At 53.5% G+C, this 16,810-nt stretch carries 14 protein-coding genes and 1 pseudogene; 7 read left to right on the forward strand and 8 right to left on the reverse strand.

Annotation, left to right across the window (positions count from 1 at the left end):
• Positions 1–25: 25 nt before the first annotated feature.
• On the forward strand, positions 26–988 hold the full coding sequence (locus tag NR195_RS03115; RefSeq protein ID WP_256844093.1) for an FAD:protein FMN transferase: 963 nt from the start codon (positions 26–28) through the stop codon (positions 986–988).
• Here NR195_RS03115 and dcuR read toward each other — a convergent pair.
• The gene (gene dcuR / locus NR195_RS03120) at positions 982–1,701 is read right to left on the reverse strand and encodes a two-component system response regulator DcuR (RefSeq protein ID WP_009093030.1); all 720 of its coding nucleotides are present in this window, start codon (positions 1,699–1,701) and stop codon (positions 982–984) included. The genes NR195_RS03115 and dcuR overlap by 7 nt on opposite strands.
• The gene (locus NR195_RS03125; protein WP_010670312.1) at positions 1,698–3,287 is read right to left on the reverse strand and encodes a sensor histidine kinase; all 1,590 of its coding nucleotides are present in this window, start codon (positions 3,285–3,287) and stop codon (positions 1,698–1,700) included. Before NR195_RS03125 ends, dcuR begins: the two co-directional genes overlap by 4 nt.
• A gap of 351 nt (positions 3,288–3,638) precedes the next feature.
• Between NR195_RS03125 and mqo the strand changes: the two genes are divergently transcribed.
• Positions 3,639–5,288, forward strand: a complete 1,650-nt coding sequence (gene mqo / locus NR195_RS03130) for a malate dehydrogenase (quinone) (protein WP_256844094.1) — start codon at positions 3,639–3,641, stop codon at positions 5,286–5,288.
• A 73-nt stretch (positions 5,289–5,361) separates the two neighbouring features.
• On the opposite strand, the gene NR195_RS03135 is transcribed toward mqo, so the two are convergent.
• On the reverse strand, positions 5,362–5,673 hold the full coding sequence (locus tag NR195_RS03135; RefSeq protein WP_256844109.1) for a VF530 family DNA-binding protein: 312 nt from the start codon (positions 5,671–5,673) through the stop codon (positions 5,362–5,364).
• 207 nt (positions 5,674–5,880) lie between these two features.
• Between NR195_RS03135 and NR195_RS03140 the strand changes: the two genes are divergently transcribed.
• Positions 5,881–7,194 carry an MFS transporter gene (locus NR195_RS03140; RefSeq protein ID WP_256844095.1) on the forward strand — a complete coding sequence of 438 codons (1,314 nt, stop codon included), beginning with the start codon at positions 5,881–5,883 and terminating at the stop codon, positions 7,192–7,194.
• Positions 7,195–7,473: 279 nt separating this feature from the next.
• Here the strand turns inward: NR195_RS03140 and NR195_RS03145 are convergent, their stop codons facing one another.
• Together NR195_RS03145 and NR195_RS03150 are read right to left on the reverse strand one after the other, a co-directional pair.
• Positions 7,474–7,608, reverse strand: coding sequence for a hypothetical protein (locus NR195_RS03145; protein WP_254920067.1), 135 nt, complete (start codon positions 7,606–7,608; stop codon positions 7,474–7,476).
• Between the two features lie 387 nt (positions 7,609–7,995).
• The gene (locus NR195_RS03150; protein WP_060679112.1) at positions 7,996–9,000 is read right to left on the reverse strand and encodes a nitronate monooxygenase family protein; all 1,005 of its coding nucleotides are present in this window, start codon (positions 8,998–9,000) and stop codon (positions 7,996–7,998) included.
• Positions 9,001–9,169: 169 nt separating this feature from the next.
• Here NR195_RS03150 and NR195_RS03155 point away from each other — a divergent pair, with 169 nt between their 5' ends.
• Positions 9,170–10,045, forward strand: a complete 876-nt coding sequence (locus tag NR195_RS03155; protein WP_256844096.1) for a LysR family transcriptional regulator — start codon at positions 9,170–9,172, stop codon at positions 10,043–10,045.
• A gap of 152 nt (positions 10,046–10,197) precedes the next feature.
• Here NR195_RS03155 and NR195_RS03160 read toward each other — a convergent pair whose 3' ends face one another.
• From NR195_RS03160 to NR195_RS03170, 3 genes are all read right to left on the reverse strand, one after another.
• Positions 10,198–11,664 (reverse strand): aspartate aminotransferase family protein, encoded by a 1,467-nt coding sequence (locus NR195_RS03160; protein WP_010247242.1) that lies wholly within the window; start codon positions 11,662–11,664, stop codon positions 10,198–10,200.
• A gap of 14 nt (positions 11,665–11,678) precedes the next feature.
• Positions 11,679–13,064 (reverse strand): diaminobutyrate--2-oxoglutarate transaminase, encoded by a 1,386-nt coding sequence (locus NR195_RS03165; RefSeq protein ID WP_022624771.1) that lies wholly within the window; start codon positions 13,062–13,064, stop codon positions 11,679–11,681.
• 472 nt (positions 13,065–13,536) lie between these two features.
• Positions 13,537–14,010 carry a TetR family transcriptional regulator C-terminal domain-containing protein gene (locus NR195_RS03170; protein ID WP_256844097.1) on the reverse strand — a complete coding sequence of 158 codons (474 nt, stop codon included), beginning with the start codon at positions 14,008–14,010 and terminating at the stop codon, positions 13,537–13,539.
• 203 nt (positions 14,011–14,213) lie between these two features.
• Here NR195_RS03170 and NR195_RS03175 point away from each other — a divergent pair, with 203 nt between their 5' ends.
• The 3 genes and pseudogenes from NR195_RS03175 to NR195_RS03185 all read left to right on the forward strand — a co-directional run.
• Complete coding sequence (locus tag NR195_RS03175; protein WP_256844098.1) at positions 14,214–14,696, forward strand: PAAR domain-containing protein; 483 nt, start codon at positions 14,214–14,216, stop codon at positions 14,694–14,696.
• Between the two features lie 4 nt (positions 14,697–14,700).
• Positions 14,701–16,557 (forward strand): phospholipase effector Tle1 domain-containing protein, encoded by a 1,857-nt coding sequence (locus NR195_RS03180; RefSeq protein ID WP_060679120.1) that lies wholly within the window; start codon positions 14,701–14,703, stop codon positions 16,555–16,557.
• Positions 16,554–16,810 (forward strand): annotated as a pseudogene (locus tag NR195_RS03185) (DUF2931 family protein); the annotation flags it as partial. The gene NR195_RS03180 and the pseudogene NR195_RS03185, both read left to right, overlap by 4 nt.

Below are 16,810 nucleotides of genomic sequence, written 5' to 3' on the forward strand. Positions count from 1 at the left end.
TTTTCTTTTTAAAGCAGAGTCGCCTATGTTAATTGATGCGCGTGTCTATGCTTACTCCGCTGTCTTAATGGGTTCACCCATCCTGCTCAAACTCTTCGACGATAATCAGACCCTGGCCGGACAGGTCTTCCGCCTGATTAAACAGCAGGAGAATCTCTTCACGGTTAACCGCGGGGCGTCGGAAGTGATGGCGATTAATCACGCGGCAGGGCAGCATCCGGTGGTCGTGAGTCAGCCGGTGTTTGACCTGATCGCCTGCGCGCATGCGGTGAGCCTGCTGCCCGACAGCCTGTTTAATCTGGCTATCGGCCCGCTGGTGAAGTGCTGGAAAATCGGCTTTCAGGGTCACCGTGTTCCATCAGAGACAGAACTTCAGGCGCGCATGGCGCTGACGAATCCGCATGATGTTATTCTTGATGACGTAAGCCGCAGTGTCATGCTGGCCCGGCCAGGGATGGAGATCGACCTGGGCGCCATCGCCAAAGGCTATATCGCCGATGTTGTGCAGGCTTTTTTGCGCCAGCAGCAGGTCAGCAGTGCGCTGATTAATCTGGGCGGAAACGTGCAGACGGTGGGTGCGCCGCCAGAAGAGGCGGGCTGGTCAATCGGCCTGAAAAAACCCTTTGGTGAGGCCGATGAGCTGATCGGGGTGATCGGGGTGAATAATCGCTCGGTGGTGACATCCGGTATCTATGAGCGTTATTTCGAGCTGGATGGCGTCTGTTATCACCATATCCTCGACCCGCGTAGCGGTTATCCGCTGGATAACGACCTGCTGAGCGTCACCGTGATCTCTGAACGTTCACTGGATGGCGACATCTACACCACACTGCTTTACGGCCTCGGCGTTGAACAGGGCATTGCCTGCCTGGCGGAGCAACCGGGCATTGAAGCGATATTTGTGACCCGTGACAGGCAGGTGATCTGCTCGTCACAACGTCACTTTTCTTTTCAGTTACTGGACACCGATTACCGGCTGGTTCACTGACAATATTGTTTGAGTAAAGTGTGATACTCCGGCTGCAGGCGATAGCGATAAACCGGACGGCCCGTGACCCCATAATGAATGCTGGTGAACAGAATATTAATCTGCGCCAGCCAGATCAGATACTTGCGGCAGGAGACGCGAGAGATATTCACCTCGGTTGCCAGTTCGTCGGTGGAGAACTCGGTACCCGGATGGGCGTCGATCCACAGACACAGCGTGCGCAACGTCTGCGGTGTTAATCCTTTCGGCAGTCGCTTCTGCTCGCTGGCCCCCGGCGGATTGCCATGCAACAACTGATCAACGTCCGACTGCTGATAGAACTGATGATTATCCATCAGCGATTTTTTCTGTCGCCAGCCAGTCAGCGCCTCTTCAAAGCGGGCAAACTGGAAAGGCTTGATCAGATAATCCACCACACCGTAGTTGAGTGAGGTTTTGATGGTGGCGGCATCTGCTGCTGACGAGATAATAATCACGTCAACCGGACGTCCTGCGCTGCGCAGTTCCGGCAACAGGTCGAGACCGTTCTCCTGCTGCATATAGATATCCAGCAGGATCAGATCAACCTGAGGTTCGGCCTGCGCCAGCCGCTCTTTGGCCTGCTGTAAGGTTGAGGCGGTGCCGCAGCAGGTAAAGCCTGGGATCTGCCCGATATAACAGCGATTCAGCTCGGCTACCATGGCGTCATCATCGACAACTAACACATTGATCATTGGGTAATCATTCCTCTCTCCCACGGAAGTTGTACTAAGAATTGGGTGAATACACCCGGTTCCGACTCGACACTGACACTGCCGCCCAGGCTTTCGGTCTGCTGCTTAACCAGAAACAATCCGACACCGCGATCTTCGCCTTTTGACGAGACGCCACGCTCAAAAATGGCGCTGAGCTGCGTACCGTCGATCCCGGGTCCGTCATCACTCACTTCACAGGCTAACCAGCCATTCTGATAATGCAGCATGAGGTGGATTTCCCCTTCGGTTTCCGGATCCAGCGCCTCAAGCGCATTTTCAATTAAATTGCCCAGCACCGTAATCAGTACCGCGCTCTGCTCCTCGCTGCCGCAGTCGGGCAGAAAACTCGCCTCATCGATAATCAGCTGATGGCCTTCATCGGTCACCCGGTTGATTTTGCTGAGCAGGAAACCCGCAATGATGGGCGATTTGATCTTTTGCAGCAGCGAACCAATCTCCGTCTGATAGGCGTTGGCGGTTTTCAGGATGTACTCTTCCATCTGCGCATAGTTTTTCATATGCAGCAGGCCCAGAATGACATGCAGCTTGTTCATGAACTCATGGGAACGTTCACGTAACGCGTCTACATAGTTTACCATGCCGTCCAGACGCTGCATCAGCTGGCTGATTTCGGTCTTGTCCCTGAAGGTGGTCACCGCGCCGATAATGCGGTCACGACTGCGAACCGGCACGGTATTGCTGATCAGGATGCGATTACCCAGCGTCAGCTCCTGATCGTGCCAGGCTTTGCCCGCATGCAGCGCATCCTGCTGATGGCGGTGCATCACGCTCTCCTCAGCAATCAGATCGCCGCTTAATGGCATCTTGCGGGTGGTCTCATGCAGCAGCTGCTGCGCCGCGTGGTTAATCAGGCTGACGCGCGACTCATCGTCGACCGCAATCACACCCTCTTTAATAGAATTGAGGATCGCCTGACGCTGCTCGAACAGGCTGGAAATTTCGTGCGGCTCCAGCCCGAGTAATATGCTCTTCAGGCGCCTGACCAGAATAAGAATCCCCAGCAGACCAACCAGACCGCCAAATAAGACAGTCCAGACGATGTTCCAGCGGCTTTTGGCAATCTGCGCCGCCACATCATTCAGCGCGATGCCGATCGCCACCACGCCAATCTGCTGATGCTCTGCGTTATAGACCGGGGTAAATACGCGCAGTGCCTCTACCAGCACGCCGTGATTTACCGCCACATTTTCCCGCCCGCTGAGGGCCGGATAGATATCGTTGCCGACAAAATGTTTGCCAATCACCGCCGCGTTTGGGTGTGAAAAGCGAATGCCACGCATATCCGTCACCACCACAAACAGCAGGCCGTTGCGTTTGCGCGCGGCTTCAGCCAGTGGCTGAATCTGGCTGCTGCCGTCCGGTAACAGTAACCCACGCTGCACTTCAGGGCTGTCTGCCAGAGTGCGTGCCACTGCCATCGCCTTATCTTTAAGATGCGACTGAGCAAAGTTATCGATCTGCACAAAATAGAGCAGATGGACAGCGAGCAGCACGGTGACGATAACTGCAGTCATCATCAGGGTGGTCAGGGTACTGAGTTTCATGGGTCGTTTAGTCACGGCATGTCGGTTCTGTGGTTGGCTTGTCATTGGCGTTCAGCACGGGTGGGAGATCGCCCGGAAACATACGCTAACTGACCGCATCAGTACAGTTTTAGCGGTCTGCGCGCGGGCAATCGCCGGAGAACAATATTTGTGTTAGGGGATTGTATAATTCAAAGGACACCCTTAATGTGTGGTTAAAATATGTGAGCAATTCGGTAAGCCTTTTGTAATTAAATTAAGGCTAAATTGCTATTTTTAATTTTATAACTATTTTCACATTAACTCACAAATAACATTATTTTAAACTTTAAGGACTTTTTTTAACCAATACCGTCTGAGCTGTAGATTAAAATGATGAATTCAAAGAAAGCTATCCCCACTCTTTCCCTCGCGGCCTTGTTAGTTTCTTCAGCACTGCATGCTGAAACTTCACCAGAAAAAACCGACGTCCTGTTAATTGGTGGTGGCATCATGAGCGCCTCAATGGGCACCATGCTGGAAGAGCTGCAGCCTGGCTGGAAACAGATCATGGTTGAGAAGCTGGATGGTGTGGCACTGGAATCCTCTAACGGCTGGAACAACGCCGGTACCGGTCACTCAGCCAATATGGAGCTGAACTATACGCCAGAGCGTAAAGACGGCTCGATCGACGTGACGAAAGCGCTGGAAATTAACGAAGCCTTCATGGTTTCACGCCAGTTCTGGAGTTCGCAGGTCAAAGAGGGTGTGATGCACGATCCGCGCTCTTTCATCAACTCAACGCCACACATGAGCTTCGTCTGGGGCGACAACGTCGACTTCCTGACTAAACGCTATGCGGCGTTACAGAAAACCGCGCTGTTCCAGGGCATGAAGTTCTCTACCGATCACAAGCAGATCGAGCAGTGGGCACCGCTGGTGATGGAAGGTCGTGATCCTCAGCAGAAAGTGGCCGCAACCTGGACGCCAGTTGGCACCGACGTAAACTACGGTGAAATTACCCGTCAGCTAATCGGCAGCCTGAAGAAGAATGACAACTTCCGTCTGGAAACCTCGTCTGAAGTCACCGATTTCAAACGTAACGGTGATAACTCGTGGCACGTCACCATTAAAGATGCCAAAAATGGCAACGAGCGTGCGGTTGACGCGAAATATGTCTTTATTGGTGCTGGCGGCGGCGCGCTGAAATTACTGCAGAAAACCGGCATCCCGGAAGCGGAAAACTATGCAGGCTTCCCGGTCGGCGGTTCATTCCTGGTAACGGAAAACAAGGCGATTGCCGCTCGTCACCTGGCGAAAGTCTACGGTCAGGCGTCTACCGGTGCACCACCGATGTCCGTTCCGCATCTGGATACCCGTTATCTGGATGGCAAACGCGTCGTGCTGTTTGGACCGTTCGCGACCTTCTCAACCAAGTTCCTGAAAAATGGTTCACTGTTTGACCTGCTGAGCACCACCACTACCCATAACATCGTGCCAATGACCGACGTGGGTATGGATAACTTCGACCTGGTGAAATACCTGGTTGGCCAGGTGATGCTGACAGAAGAAGATCGCTTCGAAGCGCTGAAAGAGTACTACCCGGACGCGAAGAAAGAGGACTGGAAACTGATTCAGGCCGGCCAGCGCGTACAGATCATCAAGAAAGATGCTGACAAAGGTGGCGTGCTGAAACTGGGTACAGAAATTGTGACCGATCAGCAGAAAACCGTGGCGGCACTGCTGGGTGCTTCTCCTGGTGCATCGACCGCTGCGCCTATCGCGTTAAGCGTGATGCAGAAACTGTTCCCGGAAGAGTTTAAGTCAGCGGAATGGCAGGCTAAGATCCACAAGATGATCCCAGGCTACGGTCAGAAACTGAATGACAACGTGCCGATGCTGCAGCAGGTATGGAATGACACCGCTGCGACTCTGCAGCTGACCACACCGCCGGTTATCAACATGGATGGCAAAGCAGCCGAGGCGCCAGCAGCACAGCCTGAGCAGGCAGCGCCTTCAGCGAAGCACGACATGGCGCTGTAACAGCGACCTGACGTAAAAAAAGCCCGCACAGGTTATCCTGCGCGGGCTTTTTTATTGCCGCGTTGTCTGCCCGTTACTCCGGCTGGTTACCGCGCCAGTTGCCCCAGGGATCTTCTGCGGGTGCTTGATCCGCCTCTTCAGACGGTGCTTCGCGGTAGGCCGGTTTCTCTTTTAACGAGGCGAGATAAAGCGCTTCGACTTCAGCCCGCGCCCAGGGCGTGCGCCGCAAAAACTTCAGGCTTGATTTAACACTCGGATCGCTTTTAAAGCAGTTAATGTTGATCCGTTTTCCCAGCTCCGCCCAGCCATACTGCGCGACTAAACTGTTTATCTGCATCTCCAGCGTTACGCCATGCAGAGGATCTTTTGAGGTTTGTGCGTTCATCATCTATCCGCCTGATTCATTCAATGCCGCACATCCTGACAATCGTAAAGCCGTTGTGCAAGGCGTGAAGGTGAAAAAGGGCATGCCGTGGCGCGTTAAGCGCAGATTTATGTGTCTGAGTTAACGTGACAGGCAGAAGAGTGCGCAGGCGTGCGGCGATTGTGCTAATCATAAGCGACTGATGATGCTCAAAAAGGATCCCCTGCCATGTCTGTGCCCGTCGATAATCTGCTCAGCTCCGCCAGCCGTAAACGTGCTCTGATTGCCGGTTCGGTAGGTAATTTCATTGAATGGTATGAGTTTGCCGTCTATGGCTTTCTTGCCACCGTGATAGCGCAGAACTTTTTCCGGCTGGAAGGGGAGTCAGCGCTGACCGGGCTTCTGCTGACCTATGCGTCATTCGCCATCGCCTTTTTCTTCCGTCCACTCGGTGCAATCATTTTCGGCCGGATGGGTGATCGCATCGGGCGCAAACCCACGCTGATATTTGTGTTGATCATGATGACGCTGGCGACGGCGGCTATCGGCCTGGTGCCCACCTACGCCCAGCTGGGCATCCTGGCGCCACTGATCGTGACCGGTCTGCGTATTCTGCAGGGCCTGTTCGCGGGGGGTGAGTATGGCGGGGCGGTATCACTGATGACCGAGTTTGCACCGCGCGGTAAGCGGGGCCTTTATGGATCGTGGCAATCTTTTACTGTGGCGCTGGGATTGCTGGCAGGCGCGGGCATCGTAGCGCTGCTCTCGCTGCTGCTGTCGCCGGAGCAGATGCTGAGCTGGGGCTGGCGCATCCCGTTCTTCATTGCCCTGCCGCTGGGTGTTATCGCGCTCTGGCTGCGGGTTCAGATGGAGGAGACCCCGGCGTTTATTCAGCAGCAGGCAAAACCCGTTGCAAAAGTTGACGCCAGCCTTGGCGATACGCTTAAAACGATCCTGCTCGGTATCTGTCGGCTGATGATCTGGTCGGCGGCCGGTTACACCTGGCTGGTGATTATGCCGACGTACCTGCAGGCATCGCTGCACACCGGTTTTAACCAGGCGTTGCTGATTGCGGTGATATCGAACCTGGGCTTTGCTGCCACCATCATCCCGGCCGGGATGCTGAGTGACAGGATTGGCCGCCGTGCGGTGATGGTGACGGCGGCGGTATTGCTGCTGGTGCTCTCTCTGCCGCTGCTTAACATACTTCAGGCAGAGAGCACCGGGCTGCTGCTGAAAGCGCTGGTGGTGTTTATCGCGGGCGGAGTGGTCGGGTTGCTGGCCGGACCGGGACCTGCGATGCTGGCAGAGATGTTCCCGACGCGGGTGCGTTATACCGGACTGGGTCTGGCCTATTCGCTTTCTAACGCGGTGTTTTCCGGCTGTGCCGGATTGATCATCACCGGGTTGATTAAACAGACCTGTAATCCCGATATCCCCGCCTGGTATGTGATGGTGACTGCGCTGGTCAGTATTGTTGCGTTGATGACCCTGAACAAAGATGATCATCTGCGGCTACTGGATGAGCCACCGTCGCGCTAAGTGTCGGCAAGCAAGCTGAGCGGGAAATTCAGGCTGCATAAGTGTTATGCAGCCTTTTTTACTGACAGGTCTGCCGGGAAGGGCAACAAACCAGCCTGCTTATCAGAAATGCAGCTGTAATATCACTGGCGTAACGTGCCGCTCTGTTCAGGCCGATGTAACAGGGTTTTATTCCGTAAGCGATTCAGCCGGATCAACGTCACTGACCTTCTCGCGTCATCAACACCGCCAACAGGTCTGAAGCCAAAGAGGATGCTGGAGAGAAGGATTCAGACAAGGTCATTCACTTTGCGATGATGGCAAACTGAAAACCTGATCGCGGCAATTAACTTTATGAGCATGGTTGTCGGCAATAATGATGACAGCAGCCATAATCATACCGAGAAGAATGATAACTATTTTACGCAGGAGCATAAGCGTTAATTCCTGTGAAATTAAACTATTCTTATCTGTAATATGTTACTCAATTTTATCAGTGACTTAACGTGAGTGTTGATTAATTATGGCTGAAGTAAAATCTTTATATATTGATCGCGATGCGGTTTTCCTGACTCTGCTGAAATAAAGGCGTCATGCAAATTCTTAAATAAACGAAATCTAAATGAGGGAATAAAAGCTGTTAATTTATCTTGTGTCTGTTTGACTGAAAAGGGTTGAACCTGTATGGCTTCAGGCTGTGAAGAGGAAAAGCTGAATAACGGCCCACAGTTGAACACTGCGGGCAGCACGCTGGACCCGGTCGGGACTCATCCGACAACCGGATCCCGCTGGTGGCGGCAGTCATCCCTAACTTTAAACAGATTACAGACTGAGAACGGTGTCGTCAGATTTCTGTTTCTCCGGCTGAGTGATGAAATCTTGTGCCAGATCGGCGACGATGGCTGCAACGGTTCGCACCGATTTGATCATCGAGATGCCGGTGCCTGTCGAAACAACGCCTTTGTCAAGATTGCCCAGTCGCATCGCCTGCCATAAAGAGTGGTAGCCATTCATTGCAGTGAACAGGGTTTCACGGTCAGCGCCGTGCGCATCAAGTTCTGCCAGCCTGGGGCTGAGCGGCGTTGGCAATGTCCGGTAATAAGCGGGCAGGGTGCGAAAAAGTAGCAGATCTTCTGCACTCGATGAAACAATCAGCTGTTTAACCTTCTCATCCGCCGGGTTCTCCTGCGCGGTTAAAAACAGGCTGCCTATCCAGACGCCTTCTGCACCTAACGCCATGGCTGCACGCACGCCACGCACATCCCCAATGCCGCCTGCCGCCAGCACCGGAATTTTCACACTGTCAGCGATCATAGGCACGATGCTGAACGTTCCGATAATGCGTGATGGCACGGTGCCGCCTTCATCAAATCCCGTGGCGACAATGATATCGGCGCCAAGTTTTTCGGCCTGTTGTGAATTGGCAACGTCAGGCGTCAGCGCGCGATAAAGGATTTTGATGCGATGTTGTTTCAGAAAATCGAATATTTCGGCATCAAGCACTTCATTAACTAAAACGACCTCTACCTTCTCTTCAACAAACATTTCAGCTGTTGGCCGCCAGAAACTCATATCCGGCCCATTGATCAGGGTTGCCCCAAAAGGTTTATCGGTCAGCTGTTTGGTTTTTCTGATTTGCTCACGCATGCGCTCCAGCGCCATGAAACGAGAGTCCGGCAATGTATCCTGCCCGGCGTTGGGGCCAATTATGCCTAATCCGCCTGCGTTTGATACTGCGGCAACAAACGTTGCATTGGTCAGAAAGTACATGGGTGCCTGAATAATGGGATAGCGAATATTCAGAATTTCTGTCACACGGTTTTTCATCGCTTTTTCCTTATCCGGATACGGTGTAGCCAGACTTATTCGTTAGAAATAAGAATTTTTTACGGGCCGTTTTATTTTTATTCTCTTAGCCAAAACAGGGAGTTTAATAGTTGAAAATAAGAAGTAAATGGTCAGAATTGGGTACATGTTTGCCAGATATGGAAAGATAATGGATCTCAACGCGACAAAACTCTTTATTGCAGTCGTTCAGGCAGGCAGCTTTTCAGCGGCAAGTGAGAGAACAACTATCCCCATCTCTACGCTGGTGCGGAAAGTGAACGAGCTGGAGCAGGCACTAGGTGTACAGTTGCTGGAGCGATCAAAGAAAGGGGTCAGGCCGACCTATAAAGGACAACAGTTCTTTGAGCAATCGCGACCTGGCCTTGAATTGCTGGAAGAGGCCACCAAAACGGTCAGGTCTGCGCACAAACTGGCGGGCAAGCTGCGAATATCGGTGCCGCCTGACTTCACCATCTGGTGGGAATTGCTGCATGCGTTTCAGCAACGCTATCCTGATATCAAAGTGTTTTGCCACTCAGGGGAAAGAGTGGTGGATCTGTTTGAAGATGGCATTGACGTGGCACTCAGGCTGGGCGAGTTGCATACCGAAGATGTGATTGCCAAACCGGTTATGAATGTCGAGGCATGGTTTGTTGCCACGCCTGAACTGGCTGAACGCTTTGGACATCCGCAGACGCTGGCGGCGCTGGCGACGTGTCCGATAGCCAGCTGGGAAGGGCTTAACAGTGGTTCCTTTGAGTGGGTATCCGGAGACGAGAAGGTAAAATTTGAGCCGTTTTTTTCCTCGAACAACACGCAGGGCCTGCGCCACTATGCACTGAGCGGTGCCGGGGTATCGCTGTTGTTTGATTTTTTAGTGAAACCTGATGTGGAGAGCGGGAAGCTGGTGCGGTTGTTGTCCGATTATCCGACTCACTCGATGCCCTTACATCTGGTCTATGTCCGGCACAAACATCCTTCAGCCATCACACTCGCGTATCTGGATTTTTGTGCCGAATGGGTGAGTCAATACAAGATCGGATAGGGGCTACACAAAAGGGTCAGAGGCAGAGGTGTCCGGCAAACCAGCGCACAGGCACTGTAGCCTCACCGATGAATGAAAGGGATAAACACAGAAAAAGAAAAGGCGCCCTGAGGCGCCTCTGATAGTGACCTTAACGCCACTATTTCCAGTATTTACACCAGCTGCTGTGCCGTGGTTTCCACCAATGTCAGCAACACTTTGATATCTTCCAGCGTCACTGTCGGATTCAGCAGGGTCATCTTCAGGCAGGTCACGCCATCGAACTCGGTCACACCAACGTTGGCGCGGCCCGATTCCAGCAGGGCATCACCGATGCGCTGATTCAGCAACGCAATATCCGCACTGCTGAAGTGCGCCAGATGCGCCGGACGATAGCGGAACAGTACGCTGGCCAGCTGCGGTTTCATCACCAGCTCCAGCGCAGGCTGCTCATCAACGTACTGTGCAACCTGCTGCGCCAGTGTCACACCGTGATCGATGATTTCGGCATACTGTTTCTGACCCAGTGCTTCCAGACCCATCCACAGTTTCAGTGCATCAAAACGGCGGGTGGTCTGAAGGGATTTGGATACCAGATTCGGCACACCCTGCGCTTCATCAAACTCAGAGTTCAGATAGGCCGCCTGGTAGCGCATCAGCTCATAGTGGCGCGCTTCCTTCAGCAGGAAAGCACCACAGCTGATGGTCTGGAAGAACTGCTTGTGGAAGTCCAGGGTAATGGAATCGACCAGCTCAATGCCATCCAGATAGTCACGATACTTTTCTGAGAGCAACAGCGCGCCGCCCCAGGCCGCATCGACATGCACCCAGATGTTCTCTTCGGCCGCCAGCGCCGCGATTTCACGCAGGGGATCGATCGCACCGGCATCGGTAGTACCCGCCGTGGCAACAATCGCCAGAATGTTTTCACCGTTGGCTTTGGAGGCTGCCAGCTTGTGGCGCAGGTCATCCATATCCATGCGGGCAAAGCGATCGCATTTCACCTGCGTTACGGATTGATAGCCCAGACCCAGCAGCGCCATGTTCTTCTGAACCGAGAAGTGCGCATTCTCTGAACAGAAGACTTTAATCTTCTTCAGATCGCCGGTTAAACCATCCTGCTGAACAGAATGACCCTGGCGGGCAAACCAGGCATCACGCGCCAGCATCAGACCCATCAGGTTGCTCTGGGTGCCGCCGCTGGTGAAGACACCCGCGTCGCCGGACTGATAACCGACCTGGGAACGCAGCCACTCAATCAGCTTCATCTCAATCAGAGTGGCTGAAGGTGCCTGGTCCCACGAATCCATACTCTGGTTGGTGGCGTTAATCAGCACTTCCGCCGCCTGGCTGATAACCAGGCTCGGGCAGTGCAGATGCGCCACGCACTGCGGGTGATGAACCGACAGGCTGTCTTTGAGGAAGTACTCAATGGCGCGTTCAATCGCGGCCTGGTTGCCCAGGCCCTGAGGATTGAAGTCCAGCTTAATGCGCTCGCGCAGCTCTGCGACGGTTTTTCCCTGATACATCTCAGGTTGTTCCAGCCACTTCACGACGGCCGCGCTACTCTGGGCAATCGCCTGCTGGTAGGCCTCGGTACTTTGTGCTGAGGCCGCCAGAATCGGGTTTAACCGGGACATTGCATTCACTCCACTCAAACTGGTTTCACGCCAGCTGACAGCAGGGCGTTTTCAAATTTATCCATAAACACGTCCAGTTCTGCATCTGTGATCAGCAGGGAAGGCAGCAGACGTAATACGCTGCCGTGGCGTCCGCCACGCTCCAGAATCAGGCCGTTCTCAAAACATTTTTTCTGTACCAGCGCGGAGAGCTCGCCGTCTGCCGGGAAGCTGCCCATGTGATCAGCGGCTTCGTCAGGTTTCACCAGCTCAATGCCGATCATCAGTCCCAGACCACGCACGTTGCCGATTACCGGGTAGCGCTGCTGCAGCTCGCCCAGTTTGCCTTTCAGCCATTCGCCCTGTGCAGCAACTTTGTCAGCGATGTTGTTATCTTTCAGCAGTTTCAGCGTAGTCAGGCCGGTCGCCATTGCGAGCTGGTTGCCACGGAAGGTGCCGGTGTGGTGGCCAGGAGACCAGGCGTCGAACTCTTTCTTAATGCCCAGTACCGCCAGTGGCAGACCGCCGCCGACCGCTTTTGACATCACGATGATGTCCGGCTCAATACCGGCGTGCTCAAAGGCGAAGAATTTACCGGTACGGGCAATACCCGCCTGCACTTCGTCGATGATCAGCAGAATGCCATGCTCTTTGGTCACTTTACGGATGCGCTGCAGCCACTCAGCCGGAGCCGGGTTAACACCGCCTTCGCCCTGAACCGCTTCCAGAATGACGGCTGCCGGTTTGCGAACGCCGCTCTCAACGTCGTTGATCAGGTTTTCGAAGTAGTAGGTCAGCGCTTTCACGCCCGCTTCACCGCCAATGCCCAGCGGGCAGCGGTAGAGGTGCGGATAAGGCATGAACTGCACTTCCGGCATCAAGCCGTCGACGGCTTCTTTCGGTGACAGGTTGCCGGTAACAGACAGCGCGCCGTGGGTCATGCCGTGATACGCACCAGAGAAGCTGATGATGCCGGAACGACCGGTGTGTTTTTTCGCCAGTTTCAGCGCCGCTTCAACGGCATCCGCGCCCGACGGGCCGGTAAACTGCAGGCAGTACTCTTTGCCCTGACCCGGTAATAACGAGAGCAGGTACTCAGAGAACGCATCTTTTAACGGCGTGGTTAAATCAAGAGTATGTAACGGCAAGCCGCTGGTAATGACATTTTGAATGCTCTGCAGAACGTCTGGATGGTTATGACCCAATGCCAGCGTTCCGGCACCTGCAAGACAGTCGAGATACTGATTATTCTCGACGTCTGTGATCCAGACACCCTGTGCTTTCGCAATCGCGAACGGCAATTTGCGAGGATAACTTCGAACGTTTGATTCAAATTCAGCCTGACGGGCTAAATAGGTTTCATTGGTTGCGTTTAAGTTCTGTGCATTCAAACTATCAATACGGACTTTATCCGTCATCATATCTCTCCTACAACCGGGACGGGCGTAGCGTCGCAGTTGAATAAATGTATTTAAATTGGGGTATGTGTTTTAAGCGCGGCCAATATAGGTGTTTTTAAGGTCCGACTCAATGTTTAATTTTATCGGCAGATAACAGATTCTTTGCTATAGGAATCAATCATTTGGTGAGTTTGTGAACGTATACATTATTGCCGCTTCGCTAGTCCGTAGTTAATAAGTGGCGTAAAAACACCAGCTTACCCGGCGCGGGGCGTGCTAAGTCAATGATAATAATCTGTGTAAATAGCTGTTTCCGGGGCAAAACGCTATCAAAAAGGGGCCTTTTCAGATGGAAAAAGCATAAGTCAGTTTGACTGAAGAAGCTGCATTTATAGCGGGTAAAAAGCGCAGACCAATTAAAATAATAAACCTTTTATTAACATTTAATTAAAATCTGGCGTTGTTAAAGCCTTTATAACGCGTCAGATCCACGTTACGACAGGAGATGATCAATAAACTGCCTTAAGTCAGCCATCCCTTCGCTTGCCTTTTTCTCCGACGGATTGATGGTCAGCAAATCGGCATAGCCGTTAAGCATCGCACTGATTTGCCGGGCGGTGCGCGGTATATCGGCACAACGCAGCGTTCCATCTGTGACGCCGTCACGAATTATCTCCTCCACCAGCGCCTGCCACGCTGCCGTCATCTGTTCTGCCAGCGCGGCATAGGCTTCGTGATGCGCAGCCATCTGCCAGAATGAAGCATAAAGTTGCCAGGTTGCATCCGGTGCGCTCGGCAGATGACTTTCGAACAGATTAAGCAGCCACTGCTTTGTTAAGGATGCTGACTCTGTAGAGAGCTGAAGCAGCCGCCGGACAGGCCAGCGGCAACAAATGGGAGGAATACACAGCCATTGCCGGACTAGAAGCCATCGCTGCGTCAGGGGCGGGTTAATAATCCAGTTCACATAGCGAAAATGCCCTAAAGCTTTATCAGACGGGACATAGACCGGCTTATATTCTTTTAATGACTAATGTCTCGTGCTGTATTGATTGTGCTCAATTTATATCCATCATTCCTGTGTAAACCTGCAGTATCTCATTATGGGAGATGCCTGCCGTCGCATAGCTTTTGCTGACGCGTTTATCACAGGAAAAAAAGGGATTTGACATGGAACCGCAATATACCAACGTACTGACCCCGGAATTAGCTGCCTTACTGGCGCGTCCGCCATTTTCGACGGAGAAAAAGGCCGGGATGCCTGAAGGTGCCCGTCAGACAGTTGAAGAGCAGGAGGCATTTCTGCTTGAACATCCGGTGGTGGCGATTTACCGGATCGCGGTTGACGGGGCGCTGACACACCGCGGCGGGGTGGTATGTGCAGCCTGGAACGGCTCTGAAATAGCGCCTGAGGACGGACAGAAGGTCAGCGTTGCGCTGGAAGGTGATGAGGTGGTTTATCCTGACGGCACCACCGCCCGGATTGTCACCGGCAGCGGTGCGAAATTCCAGAAAGGCGGTAAAAGTATCGCGCTGGTCGGCAGCCGGCTGAGTAACGGTGATGTGATTATCAGCACCCCGCAGGCGGGATGTACGCTGAATGAGCTGAAAGGTCTGCCGATGGATGCTGATTTTTTACCGGCAGAGGGCTGAGCCGATGACCCGAAGAGGCTGTATCATTCACGGTAAAAACGTCGGTCTGCACGGGGATAAGACTTCCACAGGGGCGCAGTGTATCGCGACCCGCCCCGGTATGTCGGTCATGGGGTTGCTGAAACTCTATATCGGTGACAAAACCACCCCCTGCCCAAAGTGCGGGGAAGTAGGGATCATTGTGAGTGGCGATCACCGGCACTCAAACAGCGCCGCTGTGGCGGTGGATGGCTCAGAGATCCGTTGCGGATGCCCGCAGGGAACCAATTTTCTGATTGCCCCTGGTACGATACCGCAGCTTTCGGCGGCAAAAGCCCGGATGGCACCGGTAGTCGCTCCGGAGCCGGAACAACATGCTCAGGCGGCAAAGAAAAAGAAACGGGAGATCACGCTGACGATAGGCGTGTTCTTCGACGGTACCGGCAACAATGCCGTTAACACGCAGAACATGCTGAAGGCCTATACCGCAGGTCATTACAACCTGAACGATCCGGAAGCCGAGTCCATTCTGGCAAAATGCGCCCGTGAAAATTTTGGCGTGTCGGGTACAGGCGCAACCAGCTATACCGGGTACTACACCAATATTCACTGGCTGAGCACACTGTATAAACAAACCATATCCGGTAAAGATTCAGATGTTCAGGTAGGCATCTACATTGATGGTATTGGTACCGAAGCCGGTAAACCCGACAACAAGCTGGGCCAGGGATTTGGTATATCCGACACAGGGGTTGCTGCTAAAACCAACCACGCCGTATCTCAGTTAGTGAAAGCTATTTCAGACGCTGCAGAGGATATACGAAGCAAATCAGGCTGTGAGATTGTTATAAATTGTCTTCAGTTTGACATCTTTGGCTTTAGTCGCGGAGCAGCCGCAGCCCGTCATTTTGCCAACCGCATCCAGTCAGAAGACCCGGCCATTATCAGCGCCATCCGCCAGGCCATGACGGGCATCACTTTCAATGGTTCTCCTTCAGGAAAGACCCGCTTCATCGGCATCTTTGATACCGTTGCTGCGATAGGTACGCCGGTTAATGGCCTGAACCCGCACAGTGCGGATACCGGGAACGTGAAACTCACCCTGCGTCCCGGTGTGGCGGAGAAGGTCTTTCACATCACCGCCGCGAACGAGTGCCGCTTTAACTTTGCGCTGAACAGCGTTAAACCGGCCTGGCCGGAATTGGCGCTGCCCGGCGTGCATTCCGATATCGGCGGCGGTTATCTGCCGGTCACACGAGAAGACCTTTTCCTGACCCGCCCGGCAACGGAGACGGTGCCGTACAGCCAGCCCGGTGAGAAGACGCAGGCTTACCGGCAGGCAGTAGCACAGTTGCAGACCCTGGATAAATCGCCCTGTCTGGCCCCGCTGCTGCGGACAAATGAAATATCGGCAGAAACCTGGCATGACGCCCGGCTCCCCCCGGACCGGTACGGCCAGATGCAGAAGCGCAGCTTTGCGGCGCTGACCATGCGCGGAAGGACCGTCAGAAACGACTGGTCACGCGTGGCGTTGCGGGTGATGCTTGAGGCCGCACGGGAAGCCGGGGTGGTGTTTGACTCTGTCGACCCGGCTAATCCGAACATGACTCTTTCTGATGAACTGTCTCCCCTGTGTGACAAAGCGCTGGTGATGGGTAAGGCAGCACGCAGCGGTCAGACGCCACAGGCGTTCAGTCAGGATGAGCTGGACGTGATTGCGGAGAAGTATATTCACTGTTCGGCCAACTGGAATGCCATCGTGGTCAATACGGACGGTCTGATTCACGGGGGCGCATCACCCTCTGAGCTGATTGGCTTTATCAACCGGCCGGATGAGCAGTGGAAACGCTCTGTCTACAGCATGGACGGGAAGAAGGTATGAGGCTGAAAACACTTTTTCCCCTGCTGATGTTGGTGATGGTCAGCGGCTGCCGGGCTGGAGAGGCACAGGCGCCGGAAGACACCGGCGAAATGCCCTACGGTGAAGTTGATTTTGCATTTTTCACTCCCCGGGCCTTACCGGCGGTTGTGACAAAAGCGCTGATTATCGACAACGAAAAAGTTGTATCCACTTACAGAACGCTGGACAGCACTCCAGGGGATCCGGATACAACTCAGATATGGAATAACCGGGT

Source organism: Pantoea sp. Ft-CA_14 (genome assembly GCF_024520875.1).
GTDB lineage: Bacteria > Pseudomonadota > Gammaproteobacteria > Enterobacterales > Enterobacteriaceae > Pantoea > Pantoea agglomerans.

Coding starts and splice junctions, on each gene's coding strand:
- NR195_RS03115 (WP_256844093.1), top strand. CDS start 26: ATGTTAATTGATGCGCGTGTCTATGCTTACTCCGCTGTCTTAATGGGT.
- dcuR (WP_009093030.1), bottom strand. CDS start 1,701: ATGATCAATGTGTTAGTTGTCGATGATGACGCCATGGTAGCCGAGCTG.
- NR195_RS03125 (WP_010670312.1), bottom strand. CDS start 3,287: ATGAAACTCAGTACCCTGACCACCCTGATGATGACTGCAGTTATCGTC.
- mqo (WP_256844094.1), top strand. CDS start 3,639: ATGATGAATTCAAAGAAAGCTATCCCCACTCTTTCCCTCGCGGCCTTG.
- NR195_RS03135 (WP_256844109.1), bottom strand. CDS start 5,673: ATGAACGCACAAACCTCAAAAGATCCTCTGCATGGCGTAACGCTGGAG.
- NR195_RS03140 (WP_256844095.1), top strand. CDS start 5,881: ATGTCTGTGCCCGTCGATAATCTGCTCAGCTCCGCCAGCCGTAAACGT.
- NR195_RS03145 (WP_254920067.1), bottom strand. CDS start 7,608: ATGCTCCTGCGTAAAATAGTTATCATTCTTCTCGGTATGATTATGGCT.
- NR195_RS03150 (WP_060679112.1), bottom strand. CDS start 9,000: ATGAAAAACCGTGTGACAGAAATTCTGAATATTCGCTATCCCATTATT.
- NR195_RS03155 (WP_256844096.1), top strand. CDS start 9,170: ATGGATCTCAACGCGACAAAACTCTTTATTGCAGTCGTTCAGGCAGGC.
- NR195_RS03160 (WP_010247242.1), bottom strand. CDS start 11,664: ATGTCCCGGTTAAACCCGATTCTGGCGGCCTCAGCACAAAGTACCGAG.
- NR195_RS03165 (WP_022624771.1), bottom strand. CDS start 13,064: ATGATGACGGATAAAGTCCGTATTGATAGTTTGAATGCACAGAACTTA.
- NR195_RS03175 (WP_256844098.1), top strand. CDS start 14,214: ATGGAACCGCAATATACCAACGTACTGACCCCGGAATTAGCTGCCTTA.
- NR195_RS03180 (WP_060679120.1), top strand. CDS start 14,701: ATGACCCGAAGAGGCTGTATCATTCACGGTAAAAACGTCGGTCTGCAC.